12 protein-coding genes and 1 tRNA gene are annotated in these 14592 nt (G+C 45.1%); 4 read left to right on the top strand and 9 right to left on the bottom strand.

The genetic code is table 11. From position 1 onward, the window contains the following. Positions 1 to 337 precede the first annotated feature (337 nt). Positions 338 to 2008 (top strand): hypothetical protein, encoded by a 1671-nt coding sequence (locus AB8809_RS14490; RefSeq protein WP_349856415.1) that lies wholly within the window; start codon positions 338 to 340, stop codon positions 2006 to 2008. A 170-nt stretch (positions 2009 to 2178) separates the two neighbouring features. Here AB8809_RS14490 and AB8809_RS14485 read toward each other — a convergent pair whose 3' ends face one another. Further along, positions 2179 to 2712, bottom strand: a complete 534-nt coding sequence (locus AB8809_RS14485; RefSeq protein ID WP_129704303.1) for a hypothetical protein — start codon at positions 2710 to 2712, stop codon at positions 2179 to 2181. A 446-nt stretch (positions 2713 to 3158) separates the two neighbouring features. Between AB8809_RS14485 and AB8809_RS14480 the strand changes: the two genes are divergently transcribed. Beyond that, a complete protein-coding gene (locus tag AB8809_RS14480) occupies positions 3159 to 3644 on the top strand; it encodes an Hcp family type VI secretion system effector (protein ID WP_014699424.1) in 486 nt (161 codons plus the stop codon). A 226-nt stretch (positions 3645 to 3870) separates the two neighbouring features. Here the strand turns inward: AB8809_RS14480 and AB8809_RS14475 are convergent, their stop codons facing one another. Beyond that, positions 3871 to 4503: a hypothetical protein gene (locus AB8809_RS14475; protein WP_039490017.1), complete on the bottom strand. Its 633-nt coding sequence runs from the start codon at positions 4501 to 4503 to the stop codon at positions 3871 to 3873. Positions 4504 to 4870: 367 nt separating this feature from the next. On the opposite strand from AB8809_RS14475, the gene AB8809_RS14470 reads away from it, so the two are divergent. Then, positions 4871 to 5998, top strand: a complete 1128-nt coding sequence (locus tag AB8809_RS14470; RefSeq protein ID WP_129704305.1) for a PD-(D/E)XK nuclease family protein — start codon at positions 4871 to 4873, stop codon at positions 5996 to 5998. Positions 5999 to 6132: 134 nt separating this feature from the next. Here the strand turns inward: AB8809_RS14470 and AB8809_RS14465 are convergent, their stop codons facing one another. The 4 genes from AB8809_RS14465 to AB8809_RS14450 form a co-directional block, all read right to left on the bottom strand. Beyond that, positions 6133 to 7362 carry an integrase domain-containing protein gene (locus tag AB8809_RS14465; RefSeq protein ID WP_044204684.1) on the bottom strand — a complete coding sequence of 410 codons (1230 nt, stop codon included), beginning with the start codon at positions 7360 to 7362 and terminating at the stop codon, positions 6133 to 6135. A 217-nt stretch (positions 7363 to 7579) separates the two neighbouring features. Next, positions 7580 to 7656 (bottom strand) — tRNA-Pro (locus AB8809_RS14460). Between the two features lie 78 nt (positions 7657 to 7734). Continuing rightward, positions 7735 to 9483: an LPS biosynthesis-modulating metalloenzyme YejM gene (gene yejM / locus AB8809_RS14455; protein ID WP_349856414.1), complete on the bottom strand. Its 1749-nt coding sequence runs from the start codon at positions 9481 to 9483 to the stop codon at positions 7735 to 7737. 14 nt (positions 9484 to 9497) lie between these two features. Further along, positions 9498 to 9728: a YejL family protein gene (locus AB8809_RS14450; RefSeq protein ID WP_015839894.1), complete on the bottom strand. Its 231-nt coding sequence runs from the start codon at positions 9726 to 9728 to the stop codon at positions 9498 to 9500. A 217-nt stretch (positions 9729 to 9945) separates the two neighbouring features. Here AB8809_RS14450 and yejK point away from each other — a divergent pair, with 217 nt between their 5' ends. Beyond that, a complete protein-coding gene (yejK, locus tag AB8809_RS14445; RefSeq protein WP_181828314.1) occupies positions 9946 to 10953 on the top strand; it encodes a nucleoid-associated protein YejK in 1008 nt (335 codons plus the stop codon). A gap of 86 nt (positions 10954 to 11039) precedes the next feature. On the opposite strand, the gene AB8809_RS14440 is transcribed toward yejK, so the two are convergent. The 3 genes from AB8809_RS14440 to AB8809_RS14430 all read right to left on the bottom strand — a co-directional run bounded on the left by AB8809_RS14440 (position 11040) and on the right by AB8809_RS14430 (position 14591). Further along, a complete protein-coding gene (locus tag AB8809_RS14440) occupies positions 11040 to 12188 on the bottom strand; it encodes a heparan-alpha-glucosaminide N-acetyltransferase domain-containing protein (protein WP_349856413.1) in 1149 nt (382 codons plus the stop codon). A gap of 99 nt (positions 12189 to 12287) precedes the next feature. Continuing rightward, positions 12288 to 12572: a 50S ribosomal protein L25 gene (rplY, locus tag AB8809_RS14435; protein WP_015839897.1), complete on the bottom strand. Its 285-nt coding sequence runs from the start codon at positions 12570 to 12572 to the stop codon at positions 12288 to 12290. A 258-nt stretch (positions 12573 to 12830) separates the two neighbouring features. Next, on the bottom strand, positions 12831 to 14591 hold the full coding sequence (locus tag AB8809_RS14430) for a DEAD/DEAH box helicase (protein ID WP_349856412.1): 1761 nt from the start codon (positions 14589 to 14591) through the stop codon (positions 12831 to 12833). Between the last annotated feature and the right edge of the window lies 1 nt (position 14592).

Genomic DNA, 14592 nt, shown 5'->3' with positions numbered 1-14592 from the left:
AATGAGTATTCAGTAATCGATTAGTAGTTACTGCTGCGTTTATGGTTTCCGTTGCTTGTACAAAGCTGCAAGCTGGAGAGATAACTGATCTACTATGAAAGGACAGTTTCGATGATTAGGTGGTTACAATTAATATACGACGAATAACATTTGTGTGATTTCCAGTTTTTTGCTACGCAAGAGCACAAAATATCCACTTAAGTTATTGTTAATCAGCTATAAATATTGTATAACTGGCGTCATGAATTTATGAACGGGCTTAATGGAAAGTCTTGGAAGTAATTCCTAGAGTGTGGGTTCGATTCCCATCCTGTTCACCCATTTTTCTGGAATAGTGATGAAATATTGCGTCAGACTTGAATGGCTAGTAATTACAAAAGTGCCATATTCAAATATCTACAAATCTGGCGATAATAAGATTTTATTCAACCCTAAAGGTGGTAGGAGTTTCCTCCGGGGGATAGGTGGAAATATTTTATCGCAATATTCCCCTATAGTATTGGAACCAACAGCACTTTTTCATTCAACGCTATCAACCTTCCGTGATAAGTATGGTTTTACAGGTAAAAGATTTCCATATGTATCCAATTTTTTACTTCCCGGAGTTTTAGCGCGAGTAAATATCAATCTTCATCTATTTGATAGCGTTTTGTGTGTTAAGGTTTCTATTAGTGACATAGAGATAAAATTAGAAAATAATATCTCATTTAAGGATATTCAAAATCTCAACCAAAATAAAAATATAGCACTATTAGTTAAAAAAACCATTGCAATGATTTTTGAAGGCAATCGCGACGCGTTACCTATTGGCACAATGCCTAAAACATACCCAGCAATTAGAATTGTTCCTCTGGGAAAAGATCACCATAATTGGAAATTAGAAATGGTGGAATTGGTAACACGTCATGAAAAGTTACTTGATTCCGTTGCACATTCAGTTTTAGAAAAAAATGCAGCTCATCAAATTGATCAATCTCTTATATTGTTTGACAAGCAAGGGATTGTTTCATATGTACCTTATGCCGCACCTGAAACGACCTCAGGAAATCTTAAAAGATATAAAAATGCGGTATCTATGTTAGAGCTTGCAGCTATACTAAAAATACAGATTGAGTCATATCAAGTATTGAGTGAAAAAGAAGAGCAGCTAATTAACAATCCGGACGAAGCTATCCCAGACAGTATTTCCTCACAAAATATTTGGGTTCTAGCTAATAAAGAATTGAAACTTCCATCCATTTTAAAAAGAAATAATAAAAAAATGAATGATTTATCTGTAAAACGAAAGATACTTTTAGTTACTGTAACTGATGTAGAGAGCAAAGCTATTATAAATAATGTACTCCAAATCACCCAGAAAAAATTCGAGTCTTTTACTATTAAGGATACATCCTATCAGGCTCTAGGGATTATTGGTCAGTCTGAATGCTTTTTATGCATATCAGAAATGGGGACCGGTGGTGTTGGAGGCTCACATACTTCTGTTGATAAAGCAATTCAGAATCTTAATCCTGATGCCGTGATCATGGTAGGTATTGCTTTTGGAATTGATGAGAATTCACAGTCTGTCGGAGACATACTGGTTTCGAAACAGCTTCAATTGTATGATTTACAAAGAGTTAGTGCAGACAACTCAATAACGCTTAGGGGAGATAAACCGCACGCATCGTCTAAAATCTTAGGTTGGGTTCATAATGCAATACTTAGCTGGCCGGATAGTAATGCAAAAGTTGATGTTGGTTTAATTTTGTGTGGGGAGAAGTTGATAGATAATCTCAACTATCGTGATGAGTTGAAGAGATTAGTACCTACTGCCTTAGGTGGTGAAATGGAGGGGGCTGGAGTATATTCAGCATGTTTAAATGAAAAGAAAGACTGGATTTTGATCAAAGCGATCTGCGATTGGGCTGACGGAAATAAAAACAATAACAAAAAGTCACAACAAAACTTAGCTGCAAATAATGCAGCCGAATTTGTTGTTCATTTACTAAATTCCTTGGAAAGCTAGTCTTAGCGAAAGGAAAGAGTTTGCATCGTCCGCTTCTGGCACGGAGTGGACAAGGTAACAGAGATTAAGGTCCACTGTGAGCGAGAAACGGACACTGACTAACTGTAAATGGAAAATACCATGAACGATGAGCACTACATTTTCATATCATGTTCGTCAGTATCAGATACTCAATTGGAGAGAGATTGTATTTCTTTTAGATAATTATCTATTTTTTCTAATTCTACATTTATTTTTCTAGCTATTGATAGCCTGTACTCTTTTTGTTCGTCGTCACTGAAATAGCGTTTACCTTCCATTGAGGTATAAGATCTGCCATTTCCTCGGGCATTCATGGCATTGGTCACGCCCTCCATTTCACCTCTATACAACGCGATAATTTCATAAGATGCTGAAATTTTTGTGCTTAATAACTGAATGTAGATGGTTTTTTGTGAAATTTGACGCTGCTCATCAGCAGCAATTTCACTTTGATAAAGTTCTTCTTTCTGAGATAAGTAGGTTTTTATCAAGAAAAACAGCGTAATCAAAGATATTAATGGGTTGAGAATACCTCCAAAATAATCCCCTAAAACTCCCCAGTCAGATGGGTTACTGGATATTGAACTATTCCTGAAGTTAAGGATGTAAATTCCAGTTATAATAGCCAAACAAAATGCGAAAACTAACATTAGGAACGTTATAACTTTTTTTTCTCTTTTCATTATATTGCCATGCGATAAAAAATCAAAGAATCAGAATACAATACTATTAAAACAACAATCAACATTAGTATGCTTTCTTGCAAATAATGAGCTATCCGACTGGTTAGTTAGAACTCAAGAAATGATGACGTCTGTTTTTGGCACTTAGCTGCCTGACCGAGTTAACTAGCTTCCAAAGTCTAATGTATATAGTGCTTTAAATACATTTCAACAAACACATCACGAGGCTCAACTTCACTACCAAGAAGCTGCTTCTTAAACTCGTATATTAGGGTTATTTCGTTCTCAGTCAACGGTGAACGTCCATCATAATTTACGAATGAGCAAATCGATTCGCTAAGCTCTTTGATATCCATATCATCCTAATTATTATGATTGCATCAATAGTCTTAAGTGTTCATTAACGATAATATGCAAAGCGCAAAACCATTGAAAAGGAAATTTATATGGCTAATTATGCATACATGACTATCGAAGGTAAATCACAGGGATTAATTTCTGAGGGTTGCTCCACATTAGAATCTATCGGTAACCGCTATCAGGCAGGGCATACCGATGAAATCATGATTCTGGCTTTTAACCACATGATGAGTAATGATGGTCACGCAGTCCATAACCCGATCACCCTGGTAAAACCTATCGATAAGTCAACGCCGTTACTGGCAATGGCATTGAACGAGCAAGAGAAGGTCAAAGTGCTGCTCGACTTTTACCGCACGACGCAACATGCCAAACAAGAGAAGTTTTTCTCCATTCAGATCAATGATGGGCTCATATCAGATATCAACCTCGTCATGCCTAACATTATTGATGATGGGGCTGGCCTGATATTGGAGCATATCTCTATCAGATATAAAGATGTGACATGGACGCATCACAAGGCAGGAACGTCTGGTTATGCATTGTGGGAAATGACGAAGTTCATGAACTAAACAAGTGCAGGGGTGACCCTGCATTCATTTTTTATCAAACCAGTCAGATAATTTCCCTAACCCAATGAAAACAGAAACGGCAATGATTAAATGGACTGTTTTTTCACTCCAAGGGGCATATCCAACAAATAGAATATAACAAATCCAAAAGAAGCATATGCTGAAAAGAAACATGGTTATGTTGTTTAATATGAAAATAAATGCCTTTTTTAGAAAGGTAGTCATATCACTTAATCCTGTATTCTATTTTATCAATTAATTGATTAAACATGCCATTACCATAAACTCTCCTCATCTTTATTGCTTCGGTTAGTGGTTCAACATTTTCTTCAAACAGGAAGAAAAGAAAATCCAAATCATCTCTTCTCAACTCTGAATATACTTCAGGATTGTGGCTCCTCAAATACATTGATCGATATATTGACCGTTTCGCCATACCACCAAGCAACAAAATATAATATACCGTGCCAGTAGATACTTTGGGGGCATTGCCGATTCTTTTTGCTATTTGAAAGACTGCTTGTGAAACAAGCATACTACCGACTACGGAGCCTACTGCCTTATTATAAATCGACTCTTTTTTAGACTCCGAGGCATCTCGGTTAAAGACCTTAAATATTCTTTTTATTGCCTCAATGATTTTTTCTCTTGATACAATTCCTCGATGAATCGCTTTTATCAATCTTTCCATTTCTCGTGATTTGGCATACCGTGTATCCGTATCAATAAAATCATAGGCCAGATAGCCAAAATTCTTACCTATCTCTGATATGCCAGAGCCTATCCCTTCATAAAAATCCGTAGTGGTTAGCATCTTCACTATACGGTCAGCCAGTTCATCTAAGTCTGCTTCGGTCATTGTTATTCCATCCATGAATTACATGATTTGTCACAGTTGATTGTAGTGTAATCAACTAATGAGCGGAATACATTCTTATTACATTAATAGCCTGCTATTTATTTGGTGAGGATAACCGCTATTTGGTTCATTATGGTTGAAGGTATGCTCTTGTCTCAAAAAACAATGTAAAGAGCGGTTATCAGAGAGGATGTGTTGATTTTCAGATATAGATAACCTTTAGGTCGTGAATAACTCAATGAATTTTTAACGAAAGACGGTATCATCTATGTCACTGACTCAAAGAATTCACTGGTCAGTAACTGAGCGTAGAAAATGACTGAGTTACAGAAACTATTTTTATGATTGAATTATTATATGAGGGATTATGAGCGGAAATATTTTTCCAGATGATTTCCTGGAACAACTTAGCAAGGTAACGATTAAAGAAATTCCTGAGCCTAACTTTTTTGATGTAGGTGGATGTGGTTATTTTGAAAACCCTACATCAGATTTAATGGCATTGTTTATGGGAGGTCATGAAAAAGTAACGCCGTGGCTGTTGAAGGCATTATTAAAACTATTAAAAGTAGATGCTGAGAATATGGATTTTTCGTCACTCACTGCCGAGAGAGAAGTGGGCTGTGAGGATGGAGAAAGAATCGATATCGTAATATGCCATGACGATTTTATAATCGGCATAGAGAATAAAGTCATCTCCGGTATTAACAATCCGTTTGATAAATATGAGGAGCAACTTAAAAAATACATTGATAATAATCAAGACGTATATAAGTGCATACTTAAACCCTCATGGAATAAAAGCTCAGTAAATAATGACTGGAAAGTTATTACCTATGCTGAGTTGGCTGATATGGCAATTTCCCTTCTGGGTCATGATATGATTAATGAACCATTAAGTAAATGGACGATTTTCTACAACGAATTTTTATCCCATCTATCTGCATTGAGTGAGGAAGAAATGAGTGATTTATTGAGTAATGAACAGTCTGATTTTATCACGGAAAATTTTGGAAAGCTTATAAAAGCTAAACAGCTTTTGGAGGCGTTTGAAAATACTATCTCTCAGGAAGGGAAAAGTGTCATTTCCAAAATCCTTCCTGACAGCAATATCACCAATCGTATGAATAATTGGGATGAGGATTATAAAGCATTGCACTTTTATCCAAGTGAGTGGGGATACGATAAGACGTATATGAGTTTAGTGTATAGACCAGAGAGCAATGGGGATGGAATTGAATTTTATGTCAATGCTGAAATTAATAAAAATCAATATCCCGATATAGCCTATCTCAAGGATGAAGTAGAAAAGAGCATAGCCAGGAATGATTTCATACCGAGTGCAAGTAATGAAGATTACTCTGTCTCTTCCTCAAAAAATGGAGCCAATCTTTCTCTCAGTTTCTGGGGGCTATCGAAAGATAAACAGGGAGCAATGACGCTGCTGCATGATATGACTGTGTGGGTGAATGAAAAAATAAAATCTGTTCTGTAAATGCGGCTTTTTTTGCACGAGATGGGCTACTTTCCTACAAAATGTAGCCCATCTGTGTTGAAGCCGTTGCCAGAAAAGCCCAGCGACCATGGAGGGGCTAAAAGGGCTGTGGTTATTGCTTCCTGTTGGCAAATTTAGCCAGCGACAGAAACGATGCTCGTTTTACCATATGAAGCTGACTCAACATGCTCTCCCCACCAAGCCATCATTTCTCTGCGCTGTTCAAGATACTGCGCCCTGTTATAGGCTCTCCTGACTTCATTAGTATCGATATGCGCTAACGCTGCTTCGATCACATCAGGGGGAAATCCTTTTTCATTGAGGATGGTCGAAGCAATGGCTCTCATACCATGGGCTACAAGCATATCTTTGAAGCCCATACGTTTGAGTGCCATGTTCGCGGTCTGGCTGTTCATTGGCTCAAGCGGGTTACGATATCCGGGGAAAACATAATCCCTGTGCTTACTGATGGGCTTCATGACTTCCAGAATCCCCAGTGCTTGCTCTGAGAGTGGGATAATGTGCTCACGTTTCATCTTCATGCGACCGGCAGGAATACGCCATTCTTTTGCGCCAAAATCGATTTCATCCCAGCGCGATTCGGCGGCTTCGGCTGGTCGAGTCATAGTGAGTAATTGCCATTCGATAAGACAACGGGTTTGTCTCCCAATGCTGGCAAATGACAGTGTTTTCATCAGAAGTGGTAATTGCTCTGGCAAGAGGGCAGGGCGATGCTTCACCTTCGGTTTATGAAAAGTGCGTCCGATTCGTGCGGCTGGATTTACTGAGACCAGACCAGAGTTGAGTGCATAATCCATGACTTCATTGATACGCTGACTCAGACGTTTAACAGTTTCAAGTCTGCCTGCGGCATGAGTGGGTTCTAACGCTCCAATAAATCGTTGAGCCGTGATGTTGGCAATAGGCATAGAGCCAATGTGTGGGAACACATACTTGCTCATGGAGCGCCAGATATCGTTCAACGTATGTGTTGCCAAACCTGCTGATTCTTTAGTTTTAAACCATTCGGCAGCAACTTTTTCAAATGTGTTCTCTGTGGCATTTTTTTGCCGTGATTGCTCTGCTTGCTTGTGCTCCTGCGGATCAACGTCTTTGCCAAGAAGAAGGCGTGCATCTTCACGAAGCTTACGCGCTTCGGCAAGAGATACCGAAGGGTAAGCGCCAAGGCTAATCATTGCACGTTTGCGAGTGAAGGGTTTGTAGTAGCGAAAACGCCAGAGTTTTGAACCGCTCGGAGTGACCTGTAATTCTAAACCGTCTCCATCGTAGAGGATGATAGCACGGTCAGTTGCCTTGGCGCTTTTGACCTCAGTATTGTTCAGGGGCTTTGTCTGACGTGCCATATCGCTCTCCAATCAAATCCGCAAAGCTGTTTAGGCATAGGATTGAGGCTACATGTTGCGTCGTATGCCTATATCTATGCCTAAAAAGTGTGGATTTCAATGTATCAATATGGAATTCAGTAGACAACATAAAAACAGCAGGTTTATTCAACCCACTGTTTGATCTGTTATTTATAGTCTTGTCTGGACTTCTGTAGACAAAACGTTGGGGGAAATTTGGTCGGCACGAGAGGATTTGAACCTCCGACCCCCGACACCCCATGACGGTGCGCTACCAGGCTGCGCTACGTGCCGATGCTATGGGCATTCATACTACCTTTTCTTGACCTTATTGCAATAGCTTGATGGAACGACTGCTTTAGATTTAGGCAGTTAGTTGGCAATAAAGCGCCTTTCGTTCGTTAATACCTGTAAGAGCAGAGCAAGCTGTGGTTTTTCATCATTCAGCCGATTTCCCTGCGTGTCGTAAGCGCGGTAGTTGCCGTTACTTTCCAGGACGATGAGCTGATCCTGCGTTGTGATTAGCAGTGTGCCGCCGTTACCGTTAATCAACCACGGGTAGCGCCGTTGGGCAGAGAATAAGTCTTCACCCTGTGAATAATCATCCGTGCTGTTTTTAACATGGAGCAGGCGTTGCATCAGCGTGGTCATGACGTCTTTGTTGTCCGTCATTTTCGTAATAGTCTGCGCAGGGGTATTCGGCCAGTGAACAATGAGCGGCGTTTGCCACTGGGTACGGGCAAAACGTGCCGCGTTACTGGTATTGGCATTCTGGTTTTGGGCGGTTGTCACGATGATGACCGTGTTTTCCAGAATGTTTTTTTCCTGCAAGGTACGAATGATTTGGCCAATTTGGCGGTCAACGTCCTGAATGTTCATTCGGCTGTTTGGCTCTGCATCTTTACCAGACGCATTTTTCGGTGCGCTGTTGAGTTCAATGTAAGAGAACCAAGGGGCAGGGTTACTATCGCGGTTGAGCCACTCCTGCCATTGCGTGATGATGACATCGCCGCTTTGCTGCTGCGGCGCAGGCAAGGAGAAATCAGAAAGCAGCGCCTGACGATAAAGCGGGCTGTTGAAGCCGTTCGCTGAAAAGAGTCCGAACTGATAGCCCTGCTGGCTCAATGCGGTGATTAACGCTGAAGGTTTACGCGCGCTAAGGACGCCATCCATATAGGTCGTCGAGAGGCCGTAGAACAGGTTAAACAAGGCCGCGTCTGGCTGCGAACCAGAATCGTAATGATCGCTGAAGCGCACGTTTTCTGCGGCGAAGCGCGACAGGTTCGGCATGCGATTTTGTATGGCATCAGGTTGCGTATCGTCGATCATCACCATCAGCAGGTTGTAGCCGCTACCGTTATCGCGGAAGGTGATGTTATTGAGCGGATACTCCACTGTTATGGCTTCAGGGTTACCCTGCTGCGTTAGCCGGCGCTGATATTCCTGTGCATCCAGCAGGCCATGTTTTTCCAGAAAACGGCGAGCCGTCATCGGATAAGACAGCGGCAGGTTGGCGCGTTGCATCGTAATCGGGCGATAGAAATTTGCATCGGCCCAGATGTACATCAGGTGCGATGCAAAGAACGCCGAGATGAAAACGCCCGCCAGCGGTTTGCCAAAGTGGCGGCGGTTTAGACTGCGTAATTTTTGCCAGCACCACGTGCCGAACAGCATTTCCACCATGAAAATCAATGGAATGCCGATAAACATCCACTGCCAGTCGCGGGCAATCTCCCCCTGTCCCGGATTGACGACAAGTTCCCAAACGGTGCTGTTGAGGTGTAGGTGAAAACGGGTAAAGACCTCAACATCCACTAACAGTATCGTCAGCCCAGCCGTTGCCAGCGCCGCAGACAGGAATCGCAGCAGGCGCTGCGACATCACAATAAACGTGAGCGGGAAGATGACCAGCAGATAGGCGGCAAAGACAATAAAACTAAAATGACCAAGCCAGCTAACCAGCGCGTAAATTCGACCGAACAGGGAGATCGGCCAATCGGCAACAAACAGATAGCGGCTACCCAGCCCCAAAGTGAGCAAAATGTTGAATAAGGCGAACCAGTGTCCCCAACTGATCATCTGGGAGACTTTTTCGCGGTAGCGCTGACGGTTGGTTACCATACGTTGGTCAAAACTTAGTGAGCTTTATCGGCTTTTTTAATCGAAGCCTGCAGGGCTTCAGCGAAAGAACGCGCCATAACCTGACGTTGCGCAGGCGCGATGCTGGTGTTAATCAGGTTTGTCACCATATTACCGAGCACCATCAAAGCAAGATCGGTCGGAGCGTGGTGCTTTTCCAGCACATTGACCATCTCAGAAAGCAGTTGTTCAACGTGTTCGTCACTATAACGGGATGATTGTGGCATAAAATGGCGTATCTCAAGCTGGTAAAGTCGCTTATCTTACCGTATAGGCTTATGCTTTTCCGCACTTTTATCATTACCGTATTTTATTACTGGCGTGCTTCTATCAATAAGTAGTGTAGACGCTTAGCGCGCGTACCCGTGCGAAGGGCGGCTTTATGTGTTGCGGGGCGTCCGCATCAATGCTTGAATACGCGCCTTGCCAAAAGGAGAGTTTATCATGAGTCTGGATATCGCCCAGATTGCCCTGCATCAGCTAATTAAACGTGACGAACAAACGCTGGAAATGGTGTTGCGTGATTCCTTGCTGTCGACCAATGCGGCAGTTGAAGAGATGATGGCTGAACTGCATCGCGTCTACAGCGCCAAGAGTAAGGCCTATGGGCTGTTTAATGAGCAAAGCGAGCTGGCGGATGCGCTGCGTGCCTGTCGCAAAGGGGATGAGGACTTTCTGAGTTTCTCACGCGCTGCGACCGGACGTCTGCGTGACGAGCTGGCGAAGTACCCGTTTGCCGAAGGCGGTATCGTGTTGTTCTGCCAGTACCGTTATCTGGCGGTCGACTACTTGCTGATATCGGTGCTCAATAGCTGCAACAGCATGCGGGTGAATGAACAGCTGGATATCAGCACCACGCACTATCTGGACATCAATCATGCCGATATCGTTGCACGTATCGATTTGACCGAATGGGAAACCAATCCGGAATCTACGCGCTATCTGACGTTCCTGAAAGGCCGCGTCGGGCGCAAAGTGTCTGACTTCTTCATGGATTTTCTGGCCGCATCGGAAGGGTTGGACACCAAAGCACAAAACCGTGGCTTGTTGAAAGCGGTCGATGAGTATTGTGATGAAGCGCAGTTAGATAAAAACGAGCGTCAGAACTATCGTCAGCAGGTGTATAGCTACTGCAATGAGCAATTGCAGTCCGGTGAGGAAATTGAACTGGCGTCGTTGTCGCAGGAGCTGCCACCGCTGGGTGAGAAAACTTTTCAGCAGTTTTCAACTGAGCAGGGTTATGAGCTGGAAGAAAGCTTCCCTGCCGATCGTGGCACACTACGCCAGCTAACCAAGTTTGCGGGCAGCGGCGGCGGCATCAGTTTGAATTTTGATGCACTGTTGCTTGGTGAGCGCATTTTCTGGGATCCGGCGACGGACACGTTGACGATTAAAGGCACGCCGCCGAATCTGCGCGATCAGCTACAGCGTCGGACGAGCAGCGGTAAGTAGTCGGCATCACTTCAGAAGACGACGTTGCCCTTTTTCTTATCATCAGGAAAAGGGCAGCGACCGCTAATGTTTGGGAACGATAACGGCTAGAAATATTTAAGCCAGCGGATGTCTCGACGGCGGGCTTTCAGGCGGGCAAACGCTTGAACCGGCGAAAATAACACGACCATCAGCACCAGAGCACACACCCACAATTGCCAGACGGCGGAAAAGCCGAACCACTCTCCCTGATTTTTCCCCCAGACAGCGACAGCGGTTAAATACAGGCCTTTTAAAACATACAGATGCAATAGGTAGAAAAACATTGGAGCGGCACCAAAGCTTGCCAGCATCACAAGCCAGCGCTTCTGTTGCTGACGTTCAAATACGGCAAGCAGGCACAGCCCGATGCCGAGTGTCAGGCAGAGAAATAGCAGCGATGGCGGATATTTCGTGATGTTGAAATAGCTCATTAGTGTATAGGTGATGACATCACTCTGCTGCCAGGGCTTGTCGCCATAGAGATTGATACTGCGTAGCACGAAGAACAGCGCGAGCGTGATTCCCGCCGCGATGAGTAAGACTTTCTGGCGCTGAAGCGGAAAAACGTCTTTTCGGTATAGCACACCAGCCACATAGCCAAGTGAAATGACACCAATCCAGGGAAGTACCGGATATGAGGTCCGCATACGGAAGGTTTCGCCGATTTCTATCCAACCGCGATCGTGCAGTATCGCCCAGGGAATGGACCAGATGGAGTCTGCGGAAGCATGCAGAGGATCCAGCAGATTGTGTCCGCCCACGATAACGACGCCGAGTATGAAAACCAGTCCGGCAGGGAGCCAGATCAACGCGCTGAGGGCGATCATGCTCATACCGATTGCCCAGATGACCTGTAAATAGATGACCTGCGGTGGGAACTGGAACGTCCACGCGAAGTTGATCAATGTGAGTTCAAGCAAAATAAGAATTAAGCCGCGCTGGAACAGGAAGAGGGCGGTTTGTCGGCGATCTTGTACTTTCTGCTGGTAAAGCGCCGCGGAAAGCCCGGTTAAAAAGACAAACACGGGAGCACATAAATGTGCCAGCGTACGGTTGATGAATAGCATGGGGTCGGTGCTGGTGACATCAATCGGATCGGCGAGTTGCAGGTGCAGATAAAAAGTCTCCCGCACATGGTCTAGTAGCATAAGTATCATTACCAGACCGCGCAGGGCATCAATAGCGATAAGCCGCTGTGGAATATCACGAGACATGTTCACATTCCTTTGTGAATGAGCAAATTTTTATAAAAAAAACGCCGCATAAGCGGCGTTCTTCTTTTCCGGCGTCCCGGAAAACAACTTCAGCGCAAACTAAACGCGTACGAAGTCGATGTGAGTCAGTTTTGGCTTGTAAACGTGACGTTGTACAGCCTGAACTTTAACTTGTACTTCTTTGCCATCGATAGACAGAATCAGTGCAGTACCGTAGAAGCCTTCTTTCGCTTCTTGGTTTTTCACTGAGTCGTGATCCAGTTCGATGGATACTGGTGCTTCTGAACCACCGTAAACGATGGCTGGGAATTTACCAGCGGAACGCAGGCGGCGGCTCGCACCCTTACCCTGATCCTTACGTACTTCTGCTTTGATAGTAATCATTTTATTCTCTACTTATAAAAGTAACCCTGCTACAGGCGACCCAGCAGCAGGCGGGGTTATTCAGCTTTTGCGAACAAAAGCGGGCTGAATTCTAGCGGAATATGCCCTTGCGGGCAAATGAATCTCAGCATTACTCGTCATACTTCAAGTTTCATGTGCGTTGGCAGCGTTCTGTCACCCGAATCACTTACCTGAGTAAGCTCATCGGGATTCCTTCACTTGCCGCCTGCCTGAAACTCGAATTATTTAGAGTATACTTTAGCCGCGGAGCTCATTGGCGCGACGAAATCGTCCCTGATAATCAAAGAGCTTTTCACGGATTTGCCAGAATTTTCCGTGTTTGCGGGCGACAACAAAGTCTGGGGCGCGAAGTAAGGCCTGCTGCGCGATAACGTCCGCGGCATGCTGCCAGTTAAACGGCGTTCCCGGCGCACGCTGATGAACGCGCAAAAATTGTTGCAGGAAAACGTGGCGCTGTGCGGTGGAATGCAGGCGAAAACGTTCACTCACGTCGGCCCCGTCTTCATCGTGGTAGATGATTTTCAGCCATTCTCCTTTTGCATCCTGCCCTTGCTCGAAGCTCATGCCGCTACAGCGTAAAACCAGTGCATCTTTCAGCTTCAGCGCTGCTTTCAGCATATCGTCGGGATCGACCAACACCTCGTCACACTGGTGGCAGCGGCGCGCTGCGATATCGTTTTCCGCGCCGCAGTGCGGACAAACTTTAAACCGAAACCGGAAATCACACTGTTGGCGTTGGCCATTTTCCGCCATTTCCCAACCCTGGCAGCGGCGGCCATAGTGTTCGATGACGTTGCCGTCTGGAGTGGTTTTCCCCCAAAAGAGGTTGGCAAAGCCGCATACGGGGCAGAAGATTTGCACCGGTTGGCTACCGGCATGCGGCTTGCTGTTGCCGACTTCTGGCGTATAGAGATCGTGTGGATTGCCCGCGTAATCCAGAATCAGACAGTCCGTTTTTCCCGGATATAAGCGTAAACCACGTCCGACGATTTGCTGGTACAGGCTGACGGATTCTGTTGGGCGAAGGATGGCGATAAGATCGACATGCGGGGCATCAAAACCCGTTGTCAGCACCGCCACGTTGACCAGATATTTCAGCGACTGTTGTTTAAAGGCGTCAATCAGCGCATCGCGCTCGGCTGCTGGTGTATCGGCGCTGACCAACGCCGCTTGGCCAGCCGGTAACAAGGTCGTAATTTCTTTGGCGTGTTCGACGGTGGACGCAAAAATCATCGCCCCGCGCCGTGTTTGCGCATAATCGATGACCTGGCTGATGATGTGCGGCGTAATGCGTTGCTGACGTTTGAGTTCGAGGTTCAGATCAGCCTCACTGAATAGCCCGTTGCTGCGGGCGGCGAGTTTGCTGAAATCATACTGCACCACGGGCATATCCAGTCTGTCAGGCGGCACCAGAAAGCCATGTTTGATCATATAGCGCAGCGGCAGCTCATAGATGCAATCACGGAACAAACAGCGCTCATCGCCACGTATCATGCCGTGATAGTGATACTGATATATCCAGCCTTTGCCAAGCCGATAAGGCGTGGCGGTTAAGCCGAGCAGCCGCAGCTGTGGATTGGTTTTTTGCAGATGCTGGATGATTTGTTGATATTGGCTGTTATCGTCGTCGCTAATACGGTGACATTCATCAATGATCAACAGAGAGAACGCATTGTCGAACTGGTCGAGGTTCCGTGCGACAGACTGCACGCTGCCAAAGACCACTTTTCCCTGACTTTCTCGCTGTTGCAGCCCGGCGGCGAAGATATCCGCATCAAGCCCCCAGGCGCAGTATTTGGCGTGGTTTTGTGCGACCAGCTCCTTAACGTGCGCGAGCACCAGCACGCGGCCGCGTGCGAGTCGCGCCAGTTCGGCGATAACCAGACTTTTCCCTGCGCCGGTGGGCAAAACGATGACGGCCGGCTGGGTGTGACAGCGAAAATAGTCGAGTGTGGCGGAAACAGCCTCACGTTGGTAAGGCCGTAGCGTGAACGACATA

The sequence above is a fragment of the Pectobacterium aroidearum genome, from assembly GCF_041228105.1.
GTDB lineage: Bacteria > Pseudomonadota > Gammaproteobacteria > Enterobacterales > Enterobacteriaceae > Pectobacterium > Pectobacterium aroidearum.
Note: the sequence above shows the minus strand (reverse complement) of the source record. Positions and strands in the feature narration are given on the sequence as shown.

Bases quoted from the DNA above. Each gene is read 5' to 3' on its own strand.
- AB8809_RS14490 (WP_349856415.1), top strand. From the start codon at position 338: ATGAAATATTGCGTCAGACTTGAATGGCTAGTAATTACAAAAGTGCCA.
- AB8809_RS14485 (WP_129704303.1), bottom strand. From the start codon at position 2,712: ATGAAAAGAGAAAAAAAAGTTATAACGTTCCTAATGTTAGTTTTCGCA.
- AB8809_RS14480 (WP_014699424.1), top strand. From the start codon at position 3,159: ATGGCTAATTATGCATACATGACTATCGAAGGTAAATCACAGGGATTA.
- AB8809_RS14475 (WP_039490017.1), bottom strand. From the start codon at position 4,503: ATGACCGAAGCAGACTTAGATGAACTGGCTGACCGTATAGTGAAGATG.
- AB8809_RS14470 (WP_129704305.1), top strand. From the start codon at position 4,871: ATGAGCGGAAATATTTTTCCAGATGATTTCCTGGAACAACTTAGCAAG.
- AB8809_RS14465 (WP_044204684.1), bottom strand. From the start codon at position 7,362: ATGGCACGTCAGACAAAGCCCCTGAACAATACTGAGGTCAAAAGCGCC.
- yejM (WP_349856414.1), bottom strand. From the start codon at position 9,483: ATGGTAACCAACCGTCAGCGCTACCGCGAAAAAGTCTCCCAGATGATC.
- AB8809_RS14450 (WP_015839894.1), bottom strand. From the start codon at position 9,728: ATGCCACAATCATCCCGTTATAGTGACGAACACGTTGAACAACTGCTT.
- yejK (WP_181828314.1), top strand. From the start codon at position 9,946: ATGAGTCTGGATATCGCCCAGATTGCCCTGCATCAGCTAATTAAACGT.
- AB8809_RS14440 (WP_349856413.1), bottom strand. From the start codon at position 12,188: ATGTCTCGTGATATTCCACAGCGGCTTATCGCTATTGATGCCCTGCGC.
- rplY (WP_015839897.1), bottom strand. From the start codon at position 12,572: ATGATTACTATCAAAGCAGAAGTACGTAAGGATCAGGGTAAGGGTGCG.
- AB8809_RS14430 (WP_349856412.1), bottom strand. From the start codon at position 14,591: ATGTCGTTCACGCTACGGCCTTACCAACGTGAGGCTGTTTCCGCCACA.